19 protein-coding genes are annotated in these 21,978 nt (G+C 71.4%); 8 read left to right on the top strand and 11 right to left on the bottom strand.

Going from position 1 to position 21,978, the window contains the following annotated elements; genetic code table 11:
- Nucleotides 1-13: 13 nt before the first annotated feature.
- Nucleotides 14-832: an aminoglycoside N(3)-acetyltransferase gene (locus WME83_RS29720; RefSeq protein WP_437313079.1), complete on the bottom strand. Its 819-nt coding sequence runs from the start codon at nucleotides 830-832 to the stop codon at nucleotides 14-16.
- A 310-nt stretch (nucleotides 833-1,142) separates the two neighbouring features.
- Between WME83_RS29720 and WME83_RS29715 the strand changes: the two genes are divergently transcribed.
- Nucleotides 1,143-3,338 (top strand): 5'-nucleotidase C-terminal domain-containing protein, encoded by a 2,196-nt coding sequence (locus tag WME83_RS29715; RefSeq protein WP_437313078.1) that lies wholly within the window; start codon nucleotides 1,143-1,145, stop codon nucleotides 3,336-3,338.
- Between the two features lie 9 nt (nucleotides 3,339-3,347).
- On the opposite strand, the gene WME83_RS29710 is transcribed toward WME83_RS29715, so the two are convergent.
- Both WME83_RS29710 and WME83_RS29705 read right to left on the bottom strand, forming a co-directional pair.
- Nucleotides 3,348-4,337: a hypothetical protein gene (locus WME83_RS29710; RefSeq protein ID WP_437313077.1), complete on the bottom strand. Its 990-nt coding sequence runs from the start codon at nucleotides 4,335-4,337 to the stop codon at nucleotides 3,348-3,350.
- Nucleotides 4,334-4,888: a hypothetical protein gene (locus WME83_RS29705; protein WP_437313076.1), complete on the bottom strand. Its 555-nt coding sequence runs from the start codon at nucleotides 4,886-4,888 to the stop codon at nucleotides 4,334-4,336. Before WME83_RS29705 ends, WME83_RS29710 begins: the two co-directional genes overlap by 4 nt.
- A 210-nt stretch (nucleotides 4,889-5,098) precedes the next feature.
- On the opposite strand from WME83_RS29705, the gene WME83_RS29700 reads away from it, so the two are divergent.
- A complete protein-coding gene (locus tag WME83_RS29700; RefSeq protein WP_437313075.1) occupies nucleotides 5,099-5,518 on the top strand; it encodes a hypothetical protein in 420 nt (139 codons plus the stop codon).
- 144 nt (nucleotides 5,519-5,662) lie between these two features.
- On the opposite strand, the gene WME83_RS29695 is transcribed toward WME83_RS29700, so the two are convergent.
- Entirely contained in the window at nucleotides 5,663-6,853 is a 1,191-nt protein-coding gene (locus tag WME83_RS29695; RefSeq protein WP_437313074.1) for a serine hydrolase domain-containing protein, read from the bottom strand.
- 340 nt (nucleotides 6,854-7,193) lie between these two features.
- Here WME83_RS29695 and WME83_RS29690 point away from each other — a divergent pair, with 340 nt between their 5' ends.
- Complete coding sequence (locus WME83_RS29690; RefSeq protein WP_437313073.1) at nucleotides 7,194-8,924, top strand: hypothetical protein; 1,731 nt, start codon at nucleotides 7,194-7,196, stop codon at nucleotides 8,922-8,924.
- A gap of 42 nt (nucleotides 8,925-8,966) precedes the next feature.
- Here WME83_RS29690 and WME83_RS29685 read toward each other — a convergent pair whose 3' ends face one another.
- Nucleotides 8,967-10,049, bottom strand: coding sequence for a phosphotransferase (locus tag WME83_RS29685; RefSeq protein ID WP_437313072.1), 1,083 nt, complete (start codon nucleotides 10,047-10,049; stop codon nucleotides 8,967-8,969).
- A 49-nt stretch (nucleotides 10,050-10,098) separates the two neighbouring features.
- Between WME83_RS29685 and WME83_RS29680 the strand changes: the two genes are divergently transcribed.
- A complete protein-coding gene (locus WME83_RS29680; protein WP_437313071.1) occupies nucleotides 10,099-11,298 on the top strand; it encodes an acyl-CoA dehydrogenase family protein in 1,200 nt (399 codons plus the stop codon).
- Between the two features lie 97 nt (nucleotides 11,299-11,395).
- Here the strand turns inward: WME83_RS29680 and WME83_RS29675 are convergent, their stop codons facing one another.
- Together WME83_RS29675 and WME83_RS29670 are read right to left on the bottom strand one after the other, a co-directional pair.
- Nucleotides 11,396-12,256 carry an N-acyl homoserine lactonase family protein gene (locus tag WME83_RS29675; protein WP_437313070.1) on the bottom strand — a complete coding sequence of 287 codons (861 nt, stop codon included), beginning with the start codon at nucleotides 12,254-12,256 and terminating at the stop codon, nucleotides 11,396-11,398.
- Nucleotides 12,257-12,316: 60 nt separating this feature from the next.
- The gene (locus WME83_RS29670; protein WP_437313069.1) at nucleotides 12,317-13,306 is read right to left on the bottom strand and encodes an AraC family transcriptional regulator; all 990 of its coding nucleotides are present in this window, start codon (nucleotides 13,304-13,306) and stop codon (nucleotides 12,317-12,319) included.
- Between the two features lie 70 nt (nucleotides 13,307-13,376).
- Between WME83_RS29670 and WME83_RS29665 the strand changes: the two genes are divergently transcribed.
- The 4 genes from WME83_RS29665 to WME83_RS29650 all read left to right on the top strand — a co-directional run bounded on the left by WME83_RS29665 (nucleotide 13,377) and on the right by WME83_RS29650 (nucleotide 16,650).
- Nucleotides 13,377-14,303 (top strand): zinc-binding dehydrogenase, encoded by a 927-nt coding sequence (locus WME83_RS29665; protein WP_437313068.1) that lies wholly within the window; start codon nucleotides 13,377-13,379, stop codon nucleotides 14,301-14,303.
- Nucleotides 14,300-15,016: an SDR family oxidoreductase gene (locus tag WME83_RS29660; RefSeq protein ID WP_437313067.1), complete on the top strand. Its 717-nt coding sequence runs from the start codon at nucleotides 14,300-14,302 to the stop codon at nucleotides 15,014-15,016. The genes WME83_RS29665 and WME83_RS29660 overlap by 4 nt, the downstream gene beginning before the upstream one ends.
- Before the next feature lie 8 nt (nucleotides 15,017-15,024).
- On the top strand, nucleotides 15,025-15,777 hold the full coding sequence (locus WME83_RS29655; protein ID WP_437313066.1) for an SDR family oxidoreductase: 753 nt from the start codon (nucleotides 15,025-15,027) through the stop codon (nucleotides 15,775-15,777).
- Nucleotides 15,778-16,215: 438 nt separating this feature from the next.
- On the top strand, nucleotides 16,216-16,650 hold the full coding sequence (locus WME83_RS29650) for a YciI family protein (RefSeq protein ID WP_437313065.1): 435 nt from the start codon (nucleotides 16,216-16,218) through the stop codon (nucleotides 16,648-16,650).
- A 155-nt stretch (nucleotides 16,651-16,805) separates the two neighbouring features.
- Here WME83_RS29650 and WME83_RS29645 read toward each other — a convergent pair whose 3' ends face one another.
- The 4 genes from WME83_RS29645 to WME83_RS29630 form a co-directional block, all read right to left on the bottom strand.
- Nucleotides 16,806-18,473: a glycoside hydrolase family 5 protein gene (locus WME83_RS29645; protein WP_437313064.1), complete on the bottom strand. Its 1,668-nt coding sequence runs from the start codon at nucleotides 18,471-18,473 to the stop codon at nucleotides 16,806-16,808.
- 224 nt (nucleotides 18,474-18,697) lie between these two features.
- Nucleotides 18,698-18,895 carry a hypothetical protein gene (locus tag WME83_RS29640; RefSeq protein ID WP_148313972.1) on the bottom strand — a complete coding sequence of 66 codons (198 nt, stop codon included), beginning with the start codon at nucleotides 18,893-18,895 and terminating at the stop codon, nucleotides 18,698-18,700.
- The gene (locus tag WME83_RS29635; protein WP_437313063.1) at nucleotides 18,892-19,866 is read right to left on the bottom strand and encodes a GAF domain-containing protein; all 975 of its coding nucleotides are present in this window, start codon (nucleotides 19,864-19,866) and stop codon (nucleotides 18,892-18,894) included. Before WME83_RS29635 ends, WME83_RS29640 begins: the two co-directional genes overlap by 4 nt.
- 230 nt (nucleotides 19,867-20,096) lie before the next feature.
- Nucleotides 20,097-21,668, bottom strand: coding sequence for a PAS domain-containing protein (locus tag WME83_RS29630; protein ID WP_437313062.1), 1,572 nt, complete (start codon nucleotides 21,666-21,668; stop codon nucleotides 20,097-20,099).
- Nucleotides 21,669-21,978 lie beyond the last annotated feature (310 nt).

Here is a 21,978-nt window from a genome sequence, read left to right as displayed (position 1 = left end):
TGCATGAGCTCGTCTACTTGCGATTCCGCGGCAGCCACCCGACCGCGTAGTCCACGAGCGGCCGCTGCGGCATCAGCAGGGCGGTGGCGGCGCCCGCGCGGCCGCGGCGCACGAGGCCGGTATCCCGCTCGAAATCGGCGCCGAGGCGCTCGAAATCGCCGCTGTCGGTCGCGACGTCGTCGAAGCTGACCCGCCTTCGCGCGCCGTTGACGAGGATGGGCGCGTGGCGCACCTCGGCCCGCTTGCCCGGGAAGTCGGTGCGGTACTCGGCCAGGTGGATCGAGGTGTTGTTGCCGTGGCCGACGCCGAGGAGCAGCACCCAGCCGTCGAGATCGTAGATGCGGGCCAGCGGCGAGCCCTCGCCGAGGTCGTACGAGAGGCTGTGGTTCGCCGTGACCGCCTCGGCGTGCCGGCCCCAGGCGGCGAACGACGCGAGCGGGTGAGCGCTCCGCCGGACGCCGCGCTGCTTGCGGAACGTCTCGGGGATGGCGCCCATCTGCCGCGTCGGCGTCAGATCCGGATCGTAGGCCGGCATGGTCTCCCGGATCGTCTCCCACCACGCCTCGGGCACGGGCGGATCCTGCCAGAGCGCCGGATCGGACAGGCCGGCCGACTGCGTCGGCATCACCAGCGTGCCCTCCGGCGTCAGGACCTCTTCCAGCGCCAGGATCACCGCGACAGGGCCGCCGCAGACCCAGCCGAGCTTGCTCAGCGACGCGTGGACAAGCAAGGTCATGCCGGGCTGGACGCCGAGGGCCGTGAGCTCCGCGACCAGCGATGGAACGGTGACGAGGGTGTCCGGGTGTGTCTTCAAGACCTGATGTTCGCTCATGCAACGATCTCGGCCGCACCCACGCCCGCGATTCCGTCCCATGCCGCAAGGGCCGAGCGGGGATGCGGCGACGGGGTCATCCCAGAGGTGCTATCACGGGCGCGCCGCGCGGGTCCAGGCGAGCTGGCCGAGATCGTGGGGCGCATCGAGCCCTTGATCCGAGCGCGCAGCGGTGCGACAACGTCGCCACATAGATCTAATGCAACTGTAACCGCGCGAAGGGGCATTCGCCGCAGCAGCGCTCGACGAGGAGCTCACGATGAAAGGTCGATTCGGACGGCATGCGGCGATTTCCTCGATGATCCTGGCCATGAGCGCGCCCTTCGCGTGCGGCGACGACGAGGGCGGCCCGAGCTCGCCCTCCTCCAGCGCCGCCGGTTCGGGCGGCGCGGGGGGAGCGCCCGCGACCAGCGCCGGCGGTTCGGGCGGCGCCGGGGGAGCGCCCGAGACCCCGAGCGGGGCCACGGCCGAGCTCGCATTGCTGGAGACCACCGATCTCCACAGCAACGTCCTCAGCTTCGATTACTTCAAGCTGGTCGCGGAGCCATCCATCGGCTTCGAACGCACCGCGACGCTCATCCACCAGGCACGGGCCGAGCACCCGAACAACCTCCTGATCGACAACGGCGACACCATCCAGGGCACCGTGCTCGCCGACTACCAGGCGCTGGTCGATCCGATCGCGTGCGGCGAGACGCTGGCCATCTACAAGGCCATGAACCACCTGCGGTTCGACGTCGCCGGGATCGGCAATCACGAGTTCAACTACGGCCTCCCCTTCCTCTCGCAGGTGACCCACACCCCGTTCGACGTCGAGGGGCTCGATCTCGCCGGCTCGGCGGGCTGCGAGGGCCCCGACTTCCCGCAGGTGAACTCCAACGTCTTCAGCCTCGAGACGAACGAGACGATCTTCCCGCCGTCCGTCCTCATCGCGAAGACCATCACGGCGACGGCGCCGGACGGCGGCACCATCGAGAGCACGCTCCACGTCGGCTTCATCGACATCACGCCGCCGACGATCATGAGCTGGGACAAGAAATGGCTCGACGGCAAGGTCTTCGCCAAGGGCGTGCAGGAGGTCGCGGCCCCGCTGATCGACGATCTCCGCGCGCGGGGGGCCGAGATTGTCGTCGCCATCGTCCACGGCGGCCTCGACGACGCGCCCTATGCGTCCACCCTCGAGAACCAGGCGTGGCACGTCGCCCATGTGCCCGGCATCGACGCCCTGCTCATGGGCCACTCGCACCAGATCTTCCCGAACGCGAGCAGCACCGTGCCCCAGTTCGACCTGCCGGAGGTCGACAAGGCCGCAGGCACGGTCGCGGGCGTCCCCGCGGTCATGCCGGGCTTCTGGGGCCAGCACCTCGGCGTCATCAAGATGGGGCTCACCCACGACGGCGCGCGCTGGACGGTCGACACGGCGAAGACGGTCGTCGAGGCTCGGCCGATCTCCACGACCTGCCAGGGCGGCCTCCCCGCCGCGTGCGACGCGATGGAGCGCTGGCGCACGGGGGCGCCCTGCGCGTTCGCGACCCGCTGCGACGCGCAGCCGGACGCGACGAAGATCGTCGTCGAGGCCGACCCATCCATCGCAGCGCTCCTCGAGGCCGAGCACCAGGCGACGATCGCCTATGTCCAGACGCCCATCGGGACCACCGATTTCGAGATGTCGTCGATGTTCGCCGACGTGGGGGATGTCAGCGCCATCCAGATCGTCAACCAGGCCCAGGCGGACTACATCGCCCATTACATCGAGGAGAACCTGCCGGAGCTCGCGTCGCTCCCGGTGCTCTCGGTGAGCGCGCCGTTCAAGTCCGGCTTCCAGGGAGGCAACGATTACACCGATGTGCCGGCGGGGGGCATCGCGATCAACAACGCGGCCGATCTCTACCTCTACGCGAACACGATCCAGGCGGTGAAGGTGACCGGCGCGGACATCCTCGACTGGCTGGAGCGGGCGGCGACGCGCTTCAACCAGATCGACCCGAGCGAGACGGCCCCGCAGCCGCTCATCAACACGTCGATGCCCGGGTACAACTTCGATATGTTCACGGACGAGCGGATCTCGTACGAGATCGACGTCACGCAGCCGCTCCCGCCGGCGGGGATGAAGGCCAGCGGCCGCATCAAGAACCTGACGTGGAACGGGGAGCCGATGGATCCGGCCGCGGAGTTCATCGTGGCGACGAACAACTACCGCGCGAGCGGCGGCGGCGGGTTCCCCGGCCTCGACGGCTCGAAGACGATCTACGCCGCGCCCGACACGAACCGCGACGTGCTCATCGCCTACATCAAGGAGATCGAGGATCTCACGCGCGAAGAGCACGGCTCGGACCGGAGCTGGCGCTTCGCCAAGGTCTCGACCATGGGCCTCGTGACCTTCACCTCGGCGCAGAACGCGCTGCCGAAGGCGGAGGCCGCCGGGCTGGACAACATCTCGCTCGTGGAGCAGGACGACGGCAGCGGCAAGATGCTGTCGGTGTACGCCATCGATCTCGGCCGGTGACGACCGCGTTCATCCCGCGTTCGGAGGAGCCCACGGGCTCTCCAGCGCGGGATGCGCGCGGGGGCACCTCTCCGGGGCTGCGCGGTCCGCCCTCACCCCGAACGCCGCGAACGTGAGCACCGCCATGAGGGCGCCGAACACGACGAGCCCCATGAAGACGGCGATGCCGAGGTGGAGCGCCAGCGTGGCCGCCACCCAGATCCGGCGGCTGCGCCGCGGCCAGATCATGAACGCGTAGCCGGCCTCGACAAGGACGACGAGCCAGCCGGCGATCACCGCGATCCAGGGATGGTCTGCGAGCCAGGAGAAATCGACCTGGCGATACGCGGGCAGCATGACCGACCGCCAGATCGCCTCGCCGTTCCACCATTGCTCGCCGGAGGCCTTCCAGAGCCCGCTCGCGAGATAGGAGATACAGAGGTGCAGCTGGACGACGCGCAGCGAGAGCCGCGTGGTCGCCGGCGGGCCTATGGGCACGCGGGCGAGCCGGCGGTCCAGCGAGAGCGCCGCGCTCGAGGGCATCCAGACGAGGTAGAAGAGAAAGATGTTGGCGTAGTTGTCCGCCCCGTAGTTCGTGCTGTCCGCCGTCATCATCAGCATCCGATGGGTGAGCCAGGCCAGCGCCGCCGCCGCCCTCGCCCGCCACCCGAGGAGGAGCGCGACGAGGGCGAGCGTGTAGAGCGCGCCGGTGCCCGTGACGATGGACGCCTCGCCGACGCCCAGCGGGGCGAGGCGGTCGATGAGCGAGCCGATGCGGACGAGGTCGGTCCTGGCGAGGAGGTCGTTGAGCGGCCCCTGGAGGATGCCAGACCGCCCGTACAGCTCGAGGAGCGCGGGGCCGACCATCGCGGCCTGGACGAGGAGCACCGACGCGAGCCCGATCCGCAGCGCCGCGAGGGGCATCGCGGACGCCGGGGCCAGGGCGAAGCGATCGAGCGAAAGCCACGCGCGCGCGAGCGCCGCGCGGGCGGCGAGCCGAGGACCTGCGTGGCCGTTCACGGCGCCTCCTGGTCCGCCGCCTGGGCGGCGCGGAGCTTCGCCTGGGGGACGAGCTTCGCTTGATAGTGATGATCACACGTGAGCTCGTCCTGCTGGCGATACTCTCGCAGCGGAGCGACCTCGCACTCCTCCACGCGCACGACGACGCTGGCGGCCGCAGGGTGCCTGGCGAACATCTTGCCCGCCCAGGACGCGGCCATGATGCGCTTCAACGCCTGATCCTCCTCCAGCCAGAATCTATCGACGATGTTCCCGGCTCGTAGCCTCGCTTCTGCGTTTGCCCCAGACAGGAGGCGGTCGATGGTCACCGTCCCCGTCGCGTCCATGACCTCGAACGTGGCCGTGGGGGGCGAGCCGACGCCGGGCGCGAAGAAGGCATACCCGCTGTCGGCGCCGGAGAGCATCCCGTAGGCGGCGACGGCGTCCGCCAGAGGGCCTCGGTCCCGGAGGTCGACCTGAAACGCTCCAACGAGGATCACGAGGCCGAGGTGCCCCGCGGCTGCGGCCAGGAGGACGAGAGCGCGCCCCCGGCCGATCGTCTCTGCTCCCATGGCTTGTCCCTCACGCCCGATTCCGGTCGCCGCACACGCCCTCCGGTGAGCTCGGGCGTGGCGCCGGAGGAAGACGAGGAGCCCAGGGCCCGCGTCCCGAGCCGCCGGCCCGTGGGAGAACGGTCAGCGATCGTCCGCGAGGATCACGACGGGCGCCTGCGCTGCACCGTACGGAGCCGCTCCGGACAGCGAACGCCAGTGATGGTGGCCGTGATGATGGTGGCCGTGATGGTGGTGGCCGTGATGATGATGGCCGTAATGATGGTGGCCATGGTGATGGTGGCCGTGATGATGGTGGCCGTGATGATGGTGGCCGTGATGATGGTGGCCATGGTGATGGTGGCCGTGGTGCCATTGGCGTCCGTTCATCGCCTCGGCGGGCGCCGGGACGGGCACCTCCTCGACCAGCGCGAGGTCCTCGACAGGCGTGGTGGTATCCGCCGCGGCGAGCTGCGCGCTGCCGAGCACCGCCGCGGCTGCCGCGAGGATGGCGATCAGTTCTACGTGCTTCATCGTCGACTCCTTCTACATGGCGCGCCCGAGCGGGGGTGCCACGGAGCTGGCGATGCAAGCGGTACGCCGGTTCGGTCGGAACATTGGGTGACAGCGGCGCTGTCACCATCAGGCTGACCCCGAAGCCGCTGACCGTGCGACAAGGCGTCCTGTTCGACCAGCGACCGCCACCGGCGTGGACAGCGAGGGGAGCCTGGCGGGAAAGGCTCGTGCGGAACCTCTGGTGATCCATGGCATCGTCGCAGGGCGCGATCGATGGAATCAGGGCATCTCCAGCGTTCGCCATAGATCGTCGACGATCCGCTCGGCGTCGCCGTCCTCGTGGTTGACCAGCACGGTGATGGCGACACCGCGCTCGACCGCGTAGTACGCCGCAGCCACGAAGCCCCACATGCTGCCGCCATGTCCGTAGGTGATACCGACCGGCGATGAGCGCTGGGCCAGCCCGAGGCCGTAGTCCAGCAGGTCGGCCTCCTCTGCGCCGACCCCGGCGGTCATGTCCGCGAGCTCGGCTGGGCCGAGCAGCCCGCCGTCGAGGAGCCGGACAAAGAACGTGGTGAGGTCATCCGCGTTCGACACCAGGCCACCGGACGTCCATGCGGACGACGGATCCACGGCGGAAGTCGTATCGACGAGCTCGCCGTCGTACGAGCCGTAGCCGTGCACGAGCCCCGGCACGGCGGGCTCCGCGCCGTCGAGGTAGGTGTCGGCGAGGCCCGCGGGCTCGAGGATGCGGGCGCGCAGCAGCTCGACGACGGGCGCCCCGGACGCCGCCTCGACGATGAGGCCAGCGACGATGTAGTTCGTGTTGGAGTACTCGAAACGCCGCCCCGGCTCGAAGCACGGCGGCTCCCTGGCGGAGAAGGCGATGAGCTCCTCGGGGGTCCACACGCGGGTCGGGTCGGCGTCGACGGCGCTCAGGAAGCCGTGCGTTTCCGTGTAATTGAACAGACCGCTCGTATGGTTCAGGATCTGGCGTATCGTGATCCGATCGCCGCCGGGGACACCCTCCACGTACCTCGATACGTGATCCTCGAGCGATAGCTCGCCTTCGGCGCGGAGCATCAGGACCAGCGTCGAGATGAACGTCTTGGTGATGCTCCCGGCGCGAAAGAGATCCCCCGGGTGCACGGGCGTCTTCGCCTCGATGTCCGCCAGGCCCGCCGCGCCGCGGAAGGAGCAGCCTCCGACATCCACGGCCGCGGCGGCGCCGGGGAGCCCCTGCGCGTCGATCGCCGCGTCGAGAGCGGCCTGGAGCTCGACGGCGAGCGCATCGCAGCCCACCGCGCCGGCGCCGCTCCCCGAGCCCGGTGAGCCTCCGGCGCCACCGCCGTGATCCCCGTCACCGTCGGCGGGGACCTCCGTGACGTGGGCGGGGTTGGATGCACAACCAGCGAGCGACGGGAAGACCGAACAAGCAATCCAGACAAGGGGGTAATGAATACGACGCATCGAACAGAACTCCAGATCTCCCCACGGACGTTGGACATCGGGACACCGGGACGGCGTGACCCGGACAGGCACGAACGCTTCGCGCGTCGAGCGGCGGCAAAAGACGAAAGAGCGCCTTCGATGTCAACGGGTTTTCACGTGGGCTGTGAATTCACACACCGCCGCGGGGGCACCGGGGCGTCGCCGTGCCGCGGCCTGGAGCGGCGCCAGGTTCGGCGCGGCGGTGCGCGTCTCTGGCTCGGCCGCGGCCGGCACCGAGCCGATCAGCAGGGCTCCGAGCTGCGGGTTCGGGTGCTCGATTCGCCCGCGGGCGGGGGCCGGGCTCGTTTACGCTATCTGCATGAGAATCCTGCTCTGGGCAGTTCTAGGAATCCTGTGCGCGGCGTGTGGGGACGACGGCAAGCGGTCTGCCGCGGAAGGTGGTGGCGGCAATGGCAACAGCAGCACCGGCGGCGACGGCGGCAGCGGCGGCGACGGCGGCACCCGCGATACAGGCGGCACTGGGGGCAGCGGCGGCGACGGCGGCGCTGGGGGCATCGGCGGCGACGGGGGCGACGGCGGTGCTGGCGGCGCTGGCGGCGACGGCGGTGCTGGCGGCGACGGCGGCGCTGGCGGCGTTGGGGCCACCGGCGGCGCTGGCAGCGGTGGCGGCGAAGGCGGGGTTGGGGGCACCGGCGGCGCTGGGGACACCGGCGGCGCTGGGAGCGGTGGCGGCGCTGGAAGCGCTGGCGGCGACGGCGGTGCTGGGGGCACCAGCGCCACCGGCGGCGGATCCACGGGCGCGGGCGCCGACCTCGCCGCTCCGGACGCCATCTATCTTCACCCAACGGACGATTTCGGCAGCGTGGTGTGGAGTGTCGCCATCGCCGCGGCTCACGACGGCGGCGCGTACGTCGGCGGCGATTCGTACGGAGAGCTCGCGCTGGGCGACCAGCTGATCACCGATCAGGGCGCATTCCTCGCGCGCCTCGATCCCAACGGCCATCTCCTCTGGTCGGCGCCCATCATCACGGAGGACCTGTCCGCGGCCAACGCCGTGACGACGGACGCGTCCGGCGACGTGCTCTTCGCGGGCGAGTTCAACGGCAAGATCACGATCGGAGGCACGACGCTGACGGCCCCGCTGGCCGATCCCGACGCGCTCGTGGCGAAGCTCGACGCCGAGGGCGCCGTGCTCTGGGCGAAGAGCTTCGACTCGGGCGCCACGGATCGCGCCCTCGCGATCACCACCGACATGACGGGCCACGTGTACGTGGGGGGCTATGTCGACGGCGACATCGACTTCGGCGGTGGCCTCGTCGAGGTGGACGGCGAATCCCCGTTCCTCCTCAAGCTCACGCCGAACGGTGACTTCGTCTGGGCCAAGGTGTTCCATCGCGACGGCGGCAGCGGCGATGGCTCCTCCGGCAACACCGTCGCTGGCGTCGCCGTGCACGAGAGCGGCGACGTGTGGGTCACGGGGTACGCCGACGGGACCTTGACGATCGACGGCATCCCATTGGCGCTGCCCGCCCGCTCGACGGGGATGGGCTTCGTCGCTCGCTTCTCGAGCGACGGAGCGACCCAGCTCGCGCGGCGCTTCGGCGGGCCGGAACGCGACAGGGGCATGGACATCGCCGTCGGCGGCGGCATCTTCCTCTCGGGCATGGTGAACGGCGAGAGCGACGTGCTCGGGACCACGGTGAGCGCGGACGTGGGAGCGCCGCACGGGACGGCGTTCGTCGCGAAGCTCTCGGAGGACGGGACCGCCGAGTGGGTGACCACGCCGGATCGGAGCGGGTGGACGTACGGCGTCGCGCCCGACCTGACGGGAGGCGTCTATGCAGCGGGTCGCTCGGATGACAGGGTGACCCTCGAGAGCGCGCCTTTCGTCGCGTACACGCGCGGGCCCTCCGGGGCGACGGTGACCCGGCGCTACGCAGCGACCGAGAGCTCCGCCGAGGATATCGCGCGCGCCCCCGACGGCACGGTATGGGTCGCGGGCGTCATGTACGGGTCGCTCGACGTCGGCTCGGGTCCCGTCGAGTCGCCGAGCATCAGCGCATTCGTCCTTCGCTACGCGCCGCGCTGAGGTCGGGCGTCCCAGGGGCGCTCGCGACCAGGGCAGCCCGCTCTACCGCGGCGAGATCCCCGCGATCCCGCACGCGAGCTCGGAGAGCACCGTCACGGCCGCGCCGTACCGGCCGGCGTCCTCGGAGCTGGCGTTGCCCTGGAGGCTCCGCTTGTAGACCCCCTGGGCGATCGCGGCGAGGCGGAAGACGCCGAACGCCATGAAGTACGGCCACGACGCGATGCCGTCTCGACCCGAGAGCTCGCAGTAGGACGCGACCATCTCGTCCTCGGTCGGGATCCCGAGCGAGGCGACGTCGACCCCGGCGAGGCCGCCTCGGCCAGGGAGGTTGATACGGTAACCCATGCAGGCATACGCGAGGTCGCTCACCGGATGTCCGAGCGTCGAGAGCTCCCAGTCGAGCGTCGCGATCGCCTTGTGCGGAGGACCGGAGGAAAAGACCATGTTGTCGATCCGGTAGTCGCCATGGACGAGCGTCGTCTCGTCGTTCGCCGGGACGTTGGCGGCCAGCCAGCGCATGAGCGCCTCCATCGCCGGGACCTCGCCCGTGCGCGAGGCCTGGTACTGCTTCGACCAGCGGTCGACCTGCCGCGCGACGAAGCCGCCCACCTTGCCGTAGTCCGCGAGCCCCACGGCGGCGTGGTCGACGCGGTGGAGGGCCGCGAGGACACGGATGTAGTCTGCATAGATCGCGCGGCGCTCCCCGGCGGTCGCGACCTCGGGCAACGTCGGATCCCAGAAGATCCGACCGGCGGCGTACCGCATGACGAAGAACGGCGTGCCGATCACCGAGGCGTCCTCGCAGAGGGCGAGCGCGTCCGGAACGGGCACCTCCGTGTCGCGGAGCGCGCGCATGACCCGGTACTCGCGCTCGACGGCGTGCGCCGAGGGAAGGAGCTGGCCCGGCGGCTTCTTTCGCACGACGAGCTCGAGATCTCCGCCCTCACCGCCGGCGACGCCCACCCAGTACGTCGGGTTCGACTGGCCGCCTTTGAACTGGGCGACCGTCACCGCGCCTCCCGCGCAGCCTTCGACGTGCTCGGCGAGCCAGCGACCGAGGGCCGCTTCGTCGAGCCGGTGCGCCTCGCGGGGCGCGCGGGTGTTGGTCGGCGGCGTGAGGGCCATCGCGCGTCCGACCCTATCACGCGGCCCTCCGGCTTCCTATACTGCCGCCGTGACGATCTCCTTCGATCTGCCCCCCGAGCTGGCCGAGCTCCGCGGCCGCGTGCGCGCGTTCGTCGACGCGCACGTCCTCCCGAACGAGCGCGCGATCCTGGAGGAGGATCGCGCTGGGCGGAAGGACACGCTGACGGCGCTCCGCGGGCGCGCGCGCGCCGAGGGGCTCTTCGTGCCGCACCTGCCCGTGGAGCACGGCGGGCTCGGGCTCGGCGTCATGGGCATGTGCGCGCTCTTTCGCGAGATGGGCCGCTCTCCGCTCGGCGCGGCCTGCTTCAACTGCGACGCGCCGGATCAGGGCAACATGGATCTCCTGCTCAAGGCGGCCTCGCCCGCGATCCGCGCGAAGTACCTCGCGCCGCTCGCGCGGGCCGAGATCACGAGCGCGTTCTCGATGACCGAGCCCGCCCCCGGCGCCGGCGCCGATCCGTCGAACCTGCGCACGACGGCGACGCGGATCGACGGCGGGTGGAAGATCGACGGCCACAAGTGGTACACGACCGGCGGCGGCGACGCGGCGTTCCTCATCGTGATGGCGCGGACGTCGGACGATCCGCGCACGGGCGCGACGATGTTCGTCGTCGATCGCCACGCCGAGGGCGTCGAGCACGTGCGCGACATCCCCGTGATGAGCCCGCCGATGCTCGCGCACCGCGAGGCCGAGCTCCGCTTCCACGCCGTGCGCGTCGGCGACGACGCGGTCCTCGGCGGCGTCGGCGAGGGCTTCCTCCTCGCGCAGCGGCGCCTCGTGCCGGCGCGCCTCACGCACTGCATGCGCTGGCTCGGCTGGGCCGACCGCGCGCTCGCGATGTGCCGCGACTACGTCCTCACGCGGGAGAGCTTCGGCAAGACGCTCGCTCACCACCAGATGATCCAGAAGAAGTTCGCCGACGCGGCGTCCGGCATCCACGCCGGCAACCTGATGACGCTGCACTGCGCGGCGCTGCTCGAGCAAGGCAAGGAGAAGGAGGCGCGCCCCTACGCCTCGATGGCGAAGAACCACGTCGCGCGCCTCCTCTGCCAGGTGCTCGACGACGCGATCCAGATGCACGGCTCGCTCGGGTACAGCGAGGATATGCCGTTCTCGCTCTGGTACCGATTCGCCCGGTCCGCGCGCATCGCCGACGGCCCGGACGAGGTCCACGATGTCGTCGTCGCGCGCGACTTCCTGCGAGGCGCGTTGACGACGCTGATCTGAGAGGGACCCCGAGGTCTTCTCTACCCCGGTGCGGACAGGCGGGCGCTCTGGAGGGGCGCCTCTGCCGGCGCGCCGCGCTCCGGCGGACGCGCGGTGGTCAATCGAGGAAGGCGGGGAATCGGGGGAGCGCCGCGAGGTCGTCGGGCTCGTGCTGCACCACGAAACGGGCGCCGGCGGCGCCAATCAGCGCGTCGAGGCGCTCCATCGAGCGCAGGGACTCCTCGCGATCGGTGTTGAAGGGGGGCACCCGGCGATGCTGCCAGTTGGCGTGGGTATGGCAGACATCCCCCGAGATGACGAGCGTCCCCGCGCGCTTGAGCCGGAGCACGAGGCTCTGGTGGCCCGGCGTGTGCCCGGGCGTCGGCACGATCCTCACGGCGCCGTCGCCGAAGATGTCCGCCTCGCCGTCGAGGAGCTTCAGCTTCGCGGTGCGGTAGGCCGAGAAGAGCTCCGGCTCGATGGTCGGCGGCGGCGGGGTCGCCGTCGCCCACTCGAGCTCTCGGCGGTTCAGGATCCACGTCGACGAGGGGAACAGGTTGGCGTTGCCCGCGTGATCGACGTGCAGGTGCGAGAAGGCCACGTAGTCTACGTCGGCGGGCGAGAGGTTCAGCGCTCTCAGGTGCTCGCGCAGCGGCGTGTCGACGCGGAACCGGATCCCCGTGCGCTCGTGCACGACGCCGCCCTTCGTCTGGGCGATCGTGTCGTCGATCCCGGTGTCCCACACCAAGGTGCCGCGCGGGTGCCGGATGACGTAGCACGACGCGACGAGCTCCCTGGCCCGGGGCTCGTCCCCGAAGGCGCTCATGTCCGCGATCTCGGCGCGACCGCAGTCGAGCGCGTAGAGCCGCACGTCCTCGGGGGGCTCCGGCCCCGGCTGTGGCGGGGGCGCCTTGGCGCCCGTGGCGCACGAGGGGAGGAGCACGAGGAACAGCGCGATCAACCATCTTTCAAGAGACATCCTGAATCTCTCCTCACGCCCGCTGCAGCGCGGGCCGTCGTGTCGTTCGTGCCTGGTTCATCAGGGAGCCCTGGCGCGCGACGCCCGGGAGCCCTCGTCGCGGCCCTGCCGGCGCAGCGAGCTCGGCGGCACGCCCGAGAATCGCTTGAAGGCGCGGCTGAAGGCCGCCTCGGAGTCGTAGCCGAGCCGCACGGCCGCCTCGGCGACGGTCACGCGGTCGTCGCGCAGCCAGCCGCTCGCGACGTGCATGCGAAAGCGCGCGAGGTAGCGCGCCGGCGGCGCGCCGACCAGCGCCGCGAACCGCTCCGAGAAGATGGAGCGCGACATCTTCGCGACGTCCGCGAGCGACTCGACCGACCACGGGTCGCCGGGGCGCTGGTGGATGGCGGCGAGCGCGCGGCCGATCTGGGGATCTCGTATCGCGGCGAGCCAGCCGTCCGCGTCCTCTTTGCGGGACTCGACCCACGCGCGGACGACCCTCGTGATCACCACGTCGGCGAGGCGCGTCATCACCGTGGCGGCGCCGACGCGGCGCTTGAGCACCTCGTCGGCCATGGCGTCGAGGAGCACGGGCAACACCCTGTCTTCCGCGCCGCCGCCCCGCACGAGGAGCATCGGGGGCATCAGCTGGAGGAGCGGGTGCACGGCGGGCTGGGCGAACGTCACGCTGCAGCACACGAGGATCGTCCGCGCGCCGGGGCCGCCCGCGCGCATCTCGTAGGCCCGGTCGCCGATCTCCTCGAGCGGCATCTCGTCGAGCGGCGTCACGCGCCCGCGCGCCCTGTCCGCGAGCGCGTGGCCGGTCCCGTGCGGCAGGAGGGCGACGTCGCCGGCGTGGAGCAGGATCCAGCCGCGCTTCGGCGCGCGCAGCCAGCAGTCGCCGGAGACCACGAAGTGGAACCGCGCCTGCGCCACCGGCGGGAGATCGATGCCCCAGGGGCGCGTCAGCTCGCAGCGGCCGTAGGTGCCGTCCGAGAGCCGGAGGTCCTGGAGGACCTCGCTCAGCGCGTCGGGGGAGAGCGCCTCTTCGCCGGACGATCGGTCATGCATCGGCGACAAAGTAGCATGGAACGGCCGCGACGGCGGCTCCACGATGCGGGGCAGGAGGCATGAAGACACCATGCGTGCACTTGTCTATGACCCTACCCAGCCACGTGGCCTTCGCTTCGCGGACGTGCCGCCGCCGGAGCCGGCGCCCTCGCAGGCGCTCGTCGAGGTCCACGCGGTATCGCTGAACTTCGGAGAGGTGGCGTTCCTCGGCGAGATGCGCAATCCGGGCGACGTGCCGGGGTGGGACGCCGCGGGCGTGGTCGTCCGGGCCGCGGCGGACGGCTCGGGGCCGAAGGAGGGGACGCGCGTCGCGTCGTTCGGTGGGAGCGGGGCGTGGGCCGAGCTCCGCGCGGTCGACACGTCCGAGCTCGGCGTGGTGCCGGACGCGGTCGACCTCGGCTCGGCCAGCACGGTGCCGGTGGCGGGCGTCACGGCGCTGCGCGCGCTGCGCGCCCTCGGGCCGGTCGTGGGGCGCCGCGTGCTCGTCACGGGCGCGTCGGGGGGCGTGGGCCGCTACGCCGTCCAGCTCGCGCGCCGGGCCGGCGCGCACGTCGTTGCGGCGGTGGGGAGCGCCGCGCGCGCCGAGGGGCTGCGCGCGCTCGGCGCCGACGAGATCGTCGTCGACCTGGCGGAGGTGAGGGAGCCTGTCTTCGGCGTGCTCGAGAACGTCGGCGGCGCGCAGCTCGCCAGGGCGCTGAGCCTCGTCGAGCGCGGCGGCTCGGTGCAGAGCATCGGCATGGCGTCGCGCGAGCCGAGCACCATCGATTTCGAGCAGGAGCGGCGGCGCGCGGGGAACAGGCGCGTCGAGGTCTTCGTCGTGGGCGCCGGCTTCGGGCCCGACATCGCGTACCTGGCCTCGCTGCTCGAGCGAGGAGCGCTGGACCCGCAGATCGGGTTTCGCGGCGGCTGGGAGCGCGCGCCGGAGGCGGCAGCGGCGCTGCTCGATCGGCGGGTCGCGGGCAAGGCGGTGCTGGAGATCCGGAGGGAAGGGCGATGAGCGAGCTGTCGAATCGGACGGTGGTGGTCGTCGGCGCGAGCTCGGGGATCGGGCTCGCGGCGGCGCGCGCGGCGGCGGCCCGGGGCGCGAGCGTGGTCATGCTCAGCCGATCGCAGTCGAGGCTCGACGAGGCGGCGGAGAGCGTCGTCGGGACGAGGCGCGCCATCGCTATGGACATGCTGGATGCCGGCGCGGTCGATCGGGTGATCGGATCGATCGGGGCCGTGGATCACCTCGTGCTCACGGCGGTTGCGGACGAGCTCGCGAGCCGCGCGCCGATAGGCGCGATGACCGGCGAGCAGGTCGAGCGCAGCTTCGACAAGCTGCGCGGGTTCGTGAACGTCCTGCGGGCTGCGGCGCCGCGCCTCCGCGAGGGCGGCTCGGTCACGCTCGTGGCCGGGGCGTCGGCGGTGAAGCCGCCGCGCGAGGGGTTCTCGGTGCTGGCGGCGGCGAGCGGGGCGATCCTGAGCTTCGGAAAGGCGCTTTCGCTGGAGCTCGCGCCGATCCGCGTCAACGTGCTGATGTCGGGGGTGGTCGACACGGCGATCCACGCGGGGCGGCGCGAGCAGATGAAGGCGTGGGCCGAGAAGGACCTCTTGGTCCGGCGCTTCGGCCAGCCGGAGGACATCGCGCATGCCATCGAGTTCTTGATGACCAACCCGTACATGACGGGCCACACGCTCACCGTCGACGGTGGGTTCGTGGCGATCTGAGGAGAATCATGGAAGCGAAAGGACATGAGGGGTCGCTCGAGGGCCGGCGTGTCGTCATCGTCGGCGGCACGAGCGGGATGGGGCTCGGCGCGGCGAGGGCTTCGGCGCGGGCGGGCGCGGAGGTGATCGCGGCGGGGCGGCGGCCGAGGGGGGAGCGCGCGGCCGGGGCGGCGGGGGACGCGCGCGTCGCGCACGAGACGGTGGATGTCACGGACGAGGGCTCGGTGAAGGCGATGTTCGAGCGGATTGGAGCGCTCGATCATCTGTTGATCAGCGCCGCGCCGGAGCCTGGCTCGTGGGGGGCGTTCCTGGAGCAGGACGTCGCGGGCGCGCAGCGGTACATGAACGCGAAGTTCTTCGGGAGCTGGGCCTGCGCCCGTTACGCGGCGCCGAGGATGCGCGCCGGCGGTTCGATCACGTTCCTGACGGGCGGCGCCGCGGTCCGACCCCGCGCGGGGGCGTCGATGGTGTCGGCGACGTTTGCGGCGCTCGAGACGCTCGCGCGCGGGCTGGCGATCGAGCTTGGCCCGCTGCGCGTCAACGTGATCCGTCCGGGGTACACCGACAGCGAGATGTGGAGCTTTCTCGACGAAGCGGCGCGCGAGCAGCTCCGGGAGAAGGTGCGGGCGGCCATGCCGGTCCGGCGCATGGGGACGGTGGAGGACATCGGGCACGCGGCGGTGTTCTTGATGACCAACCCGCAGGTGACCGGCTCGGTGTTGGACATCACCGGGGGCGAGACGCTCGTGGATGGGTTGTAGCGGGCCGACGGCCTGGACCGGCCCGGGTTGAGGTGGGCGGAGGTGGCCGGTCCCGACCCGGGTTGAGGTGGCCGAGCCCGACCCGGGTTGAGGTGGCCGGGCCGGACCCGGGTTGAGGTGGCTGAGCCCGACCGGGGTTGAGGTGGCCGGGCCCGACCCGGGTTGAGGTGGCCGAGCCCGACCCGGGTTGAGGTGGCCGAGCCCGACCCGGGTTGAGGTGGCCGAGCCCGACCCGGGTTGAGGTGGCCGGGTTGGGGTGACTTCAGCTGCTTACAGTATCGTCGCAAAATTCTGGTGGCGCGCCATTCTGTCGGCGCCGAACAAAACCTCGCCCGCCCTGTCGATCGCGCGTCCTCTGGTTCGTCGTGACGGCAGTGGCAGGGCTCAGCCGGTCGAGAGCGCCCGGGCGCCCGCGCCCCATCGGAAGGAGACACGACGATGCGATTCATCATCACCGCAGCACCGGGTACCAACGAACCCAAGGCGGAGGCGGGTGGGCCCCCGGACGAGGAGCTCTTCGCCGCGTACATGAAATACAACGAGGAGATGATGACGGCCGGCGTGCTGATCGCCTCCGAGGGGCTCAATCCCGGTGGCGCCCGCGCCCGCGTCGGGATCTCCGGGGGGAAGCGCACCGTCCTCGACGGGCCCTTCGTCGAGACGAAGGAGCTGGTCGGCGGCTTCTACCTGATCGAGGTGAGCTCCAAGGAGGAGGCGATCGAATGGGCCTTGCGCTGCCCTGTCGGGTTCGGGAGCGCCGAGGTGCTCACGATCCAGCAAATGACCGAGCTCTCGGACATCCCCCCGCGGTTCAGGGAGATCATCGCCGATGTGGCGCCGACCTGGAGCGCATCGTTCTCGAGGGCGCGGTAGGCCCAGCGGCCGCCCCCCTCGCTCACGCGGGCGCCGCCGCGAGCGCGCCCCGTGAGCTCCAGCAGACACCGACCATCGGCCGCCGGGCGAGCAGCATCGGCACGGCCATCGGCGGAGCTCGATCCCCGGAGAGACGCTGCGCTCCGCCACCCGGGTCAAGGCGCCCGGAGCTTCTCCTTGACCCAGCGCCCCGACTCGGTCAGCTGCCCATCCGACCACGGGCCGCCCGCGCTCGCCCCGGGCCTCAGCGCGGCGCAGGACTCGTTCTTGTCGACGATGGACCAGTTGAGCCAGCTGATCTGGTTGCTGTTCAGGAAGTCGAGCCACCGCTGCGCCTCGCCGAGATCCAGCGAGCCGCTGCCGGTGTTTTGGCAGGTGCCCCACTCGGTCACGAACAGCGGCAGGCCCGCGGCCAGCGCGTTCGACGCCTTGGTGCGCAGCTCACCTCGGTGCGACGTGGCATAGAAGTGCAGCGTGTAAGCGACGTTGTCGTCGCTCGTGATCCGGTTCCTGGCGGCCACGTCCACGTCCTGCGACCAGGTCGGCGTCCCCACGATCACGAGGTTGTCGGAGCCGGCCGTGCGGATCACGCCGATCACCTCCTCCGCATACGACTTCACCTCTGCCCAGCTCTCGTAGTCCGGCTCGTTGAAGATCTCGAAGATCACCGCGGGCTCGTCGCCGTACTCCGCGGCCATCTCGCCGAAGAAGCGCTTCGCTGCGTCCTTGTTCCGGATCGCTTCGTGATCGTGCCAGTCGATGATCACGTAGATGCCTCGGGCGATCGCGGCGTTGACGATCGCTCGGACCTTGTTCTTCTCCGCCTCGGGCTTGTGGACGTAGCCGAGCCCCTCCGCGCTGACGGCCATCGCGGCGCGGATGATGGTCACATCCCAGTCGTCCACGAGCGTGTTGACGGCGGAAGCATTGTAGAACTTCTCTCCCTCCCAGATGCTCCAGAACATGCTCATGCCCTTGAGCTGGAGCACTTCCCCGTACGCGTCGACGACGCGGTTGCCCATCACCTTCAAGCGGCCGTGCCGCTCGACCAGCGTTCCCGTGGCGGGTCCCGTCCCGGTCGACGTCGTCGAGGTCACGGCGCTCGAGGTGGACGTCACGCTCGATGTGGACGCGTCGCCGCCGCCCATGCCGCCGGCGCCGCCGCCCGAGGAGGCCGATGCGGAGGTCACGGCGGACGTCGACGAATCGCCGCCGCCCATGCCGCCGGCGCCGCCCATGCCGCCGGCGCCGCCGCCCGAGGAGGCCGATGCGGAGGTCACGGCCGACGTCGACGAATCTCCGCTGCCCGAGGAGGCCGACGTCGTCGCGTCGCCGCCGCCGGCGCCGCCGCCCGAGGAGGCCGACGCGGACGCGGCGGTGGAAGCGTCGCCGCCGCCAGCGCCGCCGGCGCCGCCCCCCGAGGAGGCCGACGTGGACGCGGCGGTGGAAGCGTCGCCGCCGGCGCCGCCGGAGCCGCCGCCCGAGGAGGCCGATGCGGACGCGTCGCCGCCCGTGCCGCCAGCGCCGCCCATGCCGCCAGCGCCGCCCATGCCGCCAGCGCCGCCCGTGCCGCCAGCGCCGCCCGTGCCGCCAGCGCCGCCCGTGCCGTTCCCCGAGGAGGCCGACGTGGACGCCGAGGTCGACGTCGGCGCGTCGCCGCCGGTCCCCGAGGACGTCGATGCCGTCGAGTTGCCGCCCCCTGAGGTCGAGTCCCCCAACGAGCCATCACAGCCGAGCAGCACCATCGCCGGCAACGCAAGATGCAGAAAACCGCGCGTCCACCTCGGCCCAGCAAACAACCCAGTCGTCACGTCGTGGCTCATGGTCCTCTCCAAGGAAGGCATCTCGACCGACGCGCCCGGCATCGAGCAAGGGGTATCAAGCAGGCGCATCAGCGACGAAGAACGGCTTCGCTGCATAGCAGGACCGCCCCGAAGGGTGAAGGCGAAAGCAGGAGATTCGTCGACTCGCAGACACGGGCCGCACAGGCCTCCCACGCTCGGCCCCCGCGCCCTGCCCGGCCCCTCGCGGCGCCAGCGCCCGCGGCCTACGCGCGGCGGAGGATCTCCTCCAGCGCGTGCTCCAGCCGCCGCTCGATCTCCGGGTCGTCGAGCGCGGGCGTGATCTCCTCGGGCACCACGCGCGCGCGCATGATGATCCGCGCATAGATGAACGCATTGCGCGCGCTCGGAGGGTCCTTGTCGCCGAGGCACGAACGGAGCAGCTGGTACGCTCTGCCCTTCACCACACCTCCGTCGCGCGGGCGCGCTCGACCGTGGCGATGATCCGGCGAACCGCGGCGGTCGCGGTCTCGTGCGCCGCGAACGCGTCCCGCACGACGTGCGCCGCCTTGGCGGCGACCCCCTCGCCGAGCGTGCCCTGCAGCACGCCCTCGGCCAGCCGGACGAGCGGGCCGATCTCGACCATGTCCCGCGCCAGCGAGCGCGTCGCCAGGGCGATCTCCGAGGCCGTCTCGGCCGGGAACGAGCGCGAAATCAGCATCGCGTCCTCGGCCAGCTCCGTCGCGATCGCGAACATGTCCCGGTAGCAGTCGACCGCCGCGCGCAGGTCGTCCAGGCTCAGCGCCGCCGGCGGCGCCTCCGCCAGCGTCGCCGCGGCGCTCTGCGCCTCGGCGAGCACCGGAGCGATCGCCCCGAGCGCGTGCTCCAGCAGGCGCGCGCTCTGCTCGAACCGCGCGAGCCGCTCCTTCATCGTACGGCTCGGCGGCGACGCGTCGCTCTCCATGGCCTCGATCCGCGCGCCGACCTCGGCGGCGAGCTGCTTCAGGCCCTCGACCACGCGCGGACCGAACCCGCGGGGCACGACGTCGAGCACGCAGAACGAGCCGACCACGTGCTCGCGCACCCGGATGGGCACCCCGGCATAGGCGCGGATGCCATACCGCTCGACGAGCTCCTTGGGCACGCGCTCGTCCACCAGCGCGTCCTCGACGATGAGCGGCGCCTCGTGGCGGACCACGAGCTGACAGAACGAGTTGCTCCGCGAGGTGGCGCAGCTCACGCACAGCTCCGGCGGCAGGCCGCGGTGCGCGCGGAACAGCTGGATGTGGCGGACGATCAAGCTCACCAGCGCCATCGGCGTCTGCGCGAGCTCGGTCGCCCGCTCGACGCAGGTGTCGAGGATGGCGTCCGCGTCGTCGCGCAGCAGCACCTGGTGCAGCTCGGCGAGGCGCGCGGGATCGTTCAAATCGGCCATGAAGAGGTGCTCTTGCCGGGGCGAGAGGGCAGATTCTGGCTTAAGCGCCGCCAGGAAGCAGCCGCGCCTCGCGCGGAGCTTACCGCAACCGAACGCCGGAGGCCGCACCCACGGGCCCGCGACCGGCGAGCTCGACCGATGTGCGCTTCAGCTCGACCGATGTGCGCTTCAGGAGGCATGACGCGCCGCCGATCTGGGTCGCCCGGGCCTCGCGCCGGGCGCGCCACGGCTCACGCGCGCGCCCGGACGACCGAGACGCCGAGCTGGCCGAGCACGTGGCGGAGCGCGGCGCGCAGCGTGCTGAACGTGCGCAGCTCGCCGAGCTCGACGCCGAGGCCCACCAGCGTGCTGCTCACCGCCGGCGAGATGCCGGAGAGCGCGCACGTGGTCCCGAGCAGGCGCGCGGCCCGCACCAGCTTGAGCAGGTGGTTCGCGGTCGCCGTGTCCACGACGTCGACCCCGGTGAGATCCACGATGGCGAACCGCGCCCGGTTCGCGCTGACGGCCTCGAGGAGCGCGGTCATCATCTCGGCCGCGCGGACGCTGTCGACCACGCCGATGATCGGCATCGTGAGCACCCCGTCCCAGATCTCGATGATCGGCGTCACCAGGGCCTGGATGGTCCGCCGCTGGCGCTCGATGAGGTGCCGCTGCTCCTTCAGCGCCAGCTCGTGCCGCTGCCGCTCCCGCTCGGCCGTGATGTCGGCCTGGATGGCCACGAAGCTCGTCACCTGGCCCGACGCGTCGCGCACCGGGGTGAGCGCCATGCGCATCCAGGCGCGCGCGCCGCCGTCGCGCTCCGCCGGGAACTCGACCGAGACCTCCCGCCGCTCGGCGATCGCGCGCGCGATCTGCTCGGCCGCGGCCGCGTCGGCGATGCCGCCCACGAGCCGCAGGAACGAGGCGCCGAGGAGCTCGCCCACCGGCCGGCCGGACAGGCGCGCGAAGGCGGCGTTCACGTACGTGACGGGCAGCTCCTCGGCGGCGCTCGCCGCGACGAGGATGCCCTGGGAGGCCGCGCCGATCGCCTGCGCCAGGAGCTCTCGGTCCCGCTCGACGCGCCGGCTGTCCGTGATGTCCCGCGAGACGCCGACGGTGCCGATGACCTGGCCACCCTCGCCCCGCAGGGCCGATTTGACCGTGGTCAGCGTCCGGATCGCGCCGTCGTGGCGCGCGGCCGGCTCCTCGTCGATGACCAGCCGGCTCTCGGTCTCGAACACGTACAGGTCGTCTCTCACGTACTGCTGCGTGAAGTCCGGCTCGCTGCGCGGAGAGTCGATGAGGCCGTGGAGCTCGGCGTTGGTCATGCCGTAGAGCTCGCGGAACGCCTTGTTGGCCCAGAGCACCCTCGACCTCGGGCCCTTGACGAGGACCATGTCCTCGATGGCGTCGAGGATCTGTTGATACAGCTCCTCCGCGAGGAGCGGCCTGGCCGCGCGGCGCGATCTATCGGTGATGTCTTCGAAGACACCGTACGCAAGGTCGCCTCGATCGTACGTCGAGGCGCGGAGGGAGAGCAGGCGCGTCGAGCCGTCGCTGCCGAGCACGCGACACTCGAGATCGGCCGTCGAGGGGCCGGGGAAGAGGCCGCCGAGCGTCGAGCGCACCTGCGCGCGATCGGTCTCGACCACGATCTCGTCGAGCGGCTTGCCGGTGAGATCAGGGGCGGACCGGCCGAGCGCCCGCGCGCACGCCGCGTTCCACTTCACCAGGCGGCCCTCGGCCGTCACGACGCAGAAGGGGTGCTGGCAAGCCTCGAAGAACAACTCGAAAGAAGGCTGCGCGGTCGGTTGCGTGTTCATAGACCTCGCTCGCTGGGGAGACTCACCCACAGGGCTGTGCTGTAGAGCGGCGCATCGATCTCCGCAGGCCCCCCTGGGCTCGACGCGCCTGTCTCTGTTTATACCAGCTGGCCCTGTTTCGATAGAGCCATGGAGCACGTGGGAAGATACGTTCTCGCCGTCATCGCCGATCAGTTCCTGACGTAACGCGCGGGCGCGCTCGCCGTCGTCGGGCCCGAGCTGCGGTGTGCGCACCGGACCGCGCGAGCGCTCCTGCGCCGATCTCGATTCCTGCTCTCGGCCCCCGGGCATCTGCGCTTCGAGCGCCTCG

Source organism: Sorangium sp. So ce385 (assembly GCF_051474135.1).
Taxonomy (GTDB): domain Bacteria; phylum Myxococcota_A; class Polyangia; order Polyangiales; family Polyangiaceae; genus Sorangium; species Sorangium cellulosum_D.
This window is presented reverse-complemented; position numbering and strand designations above follow the sequence as displayed.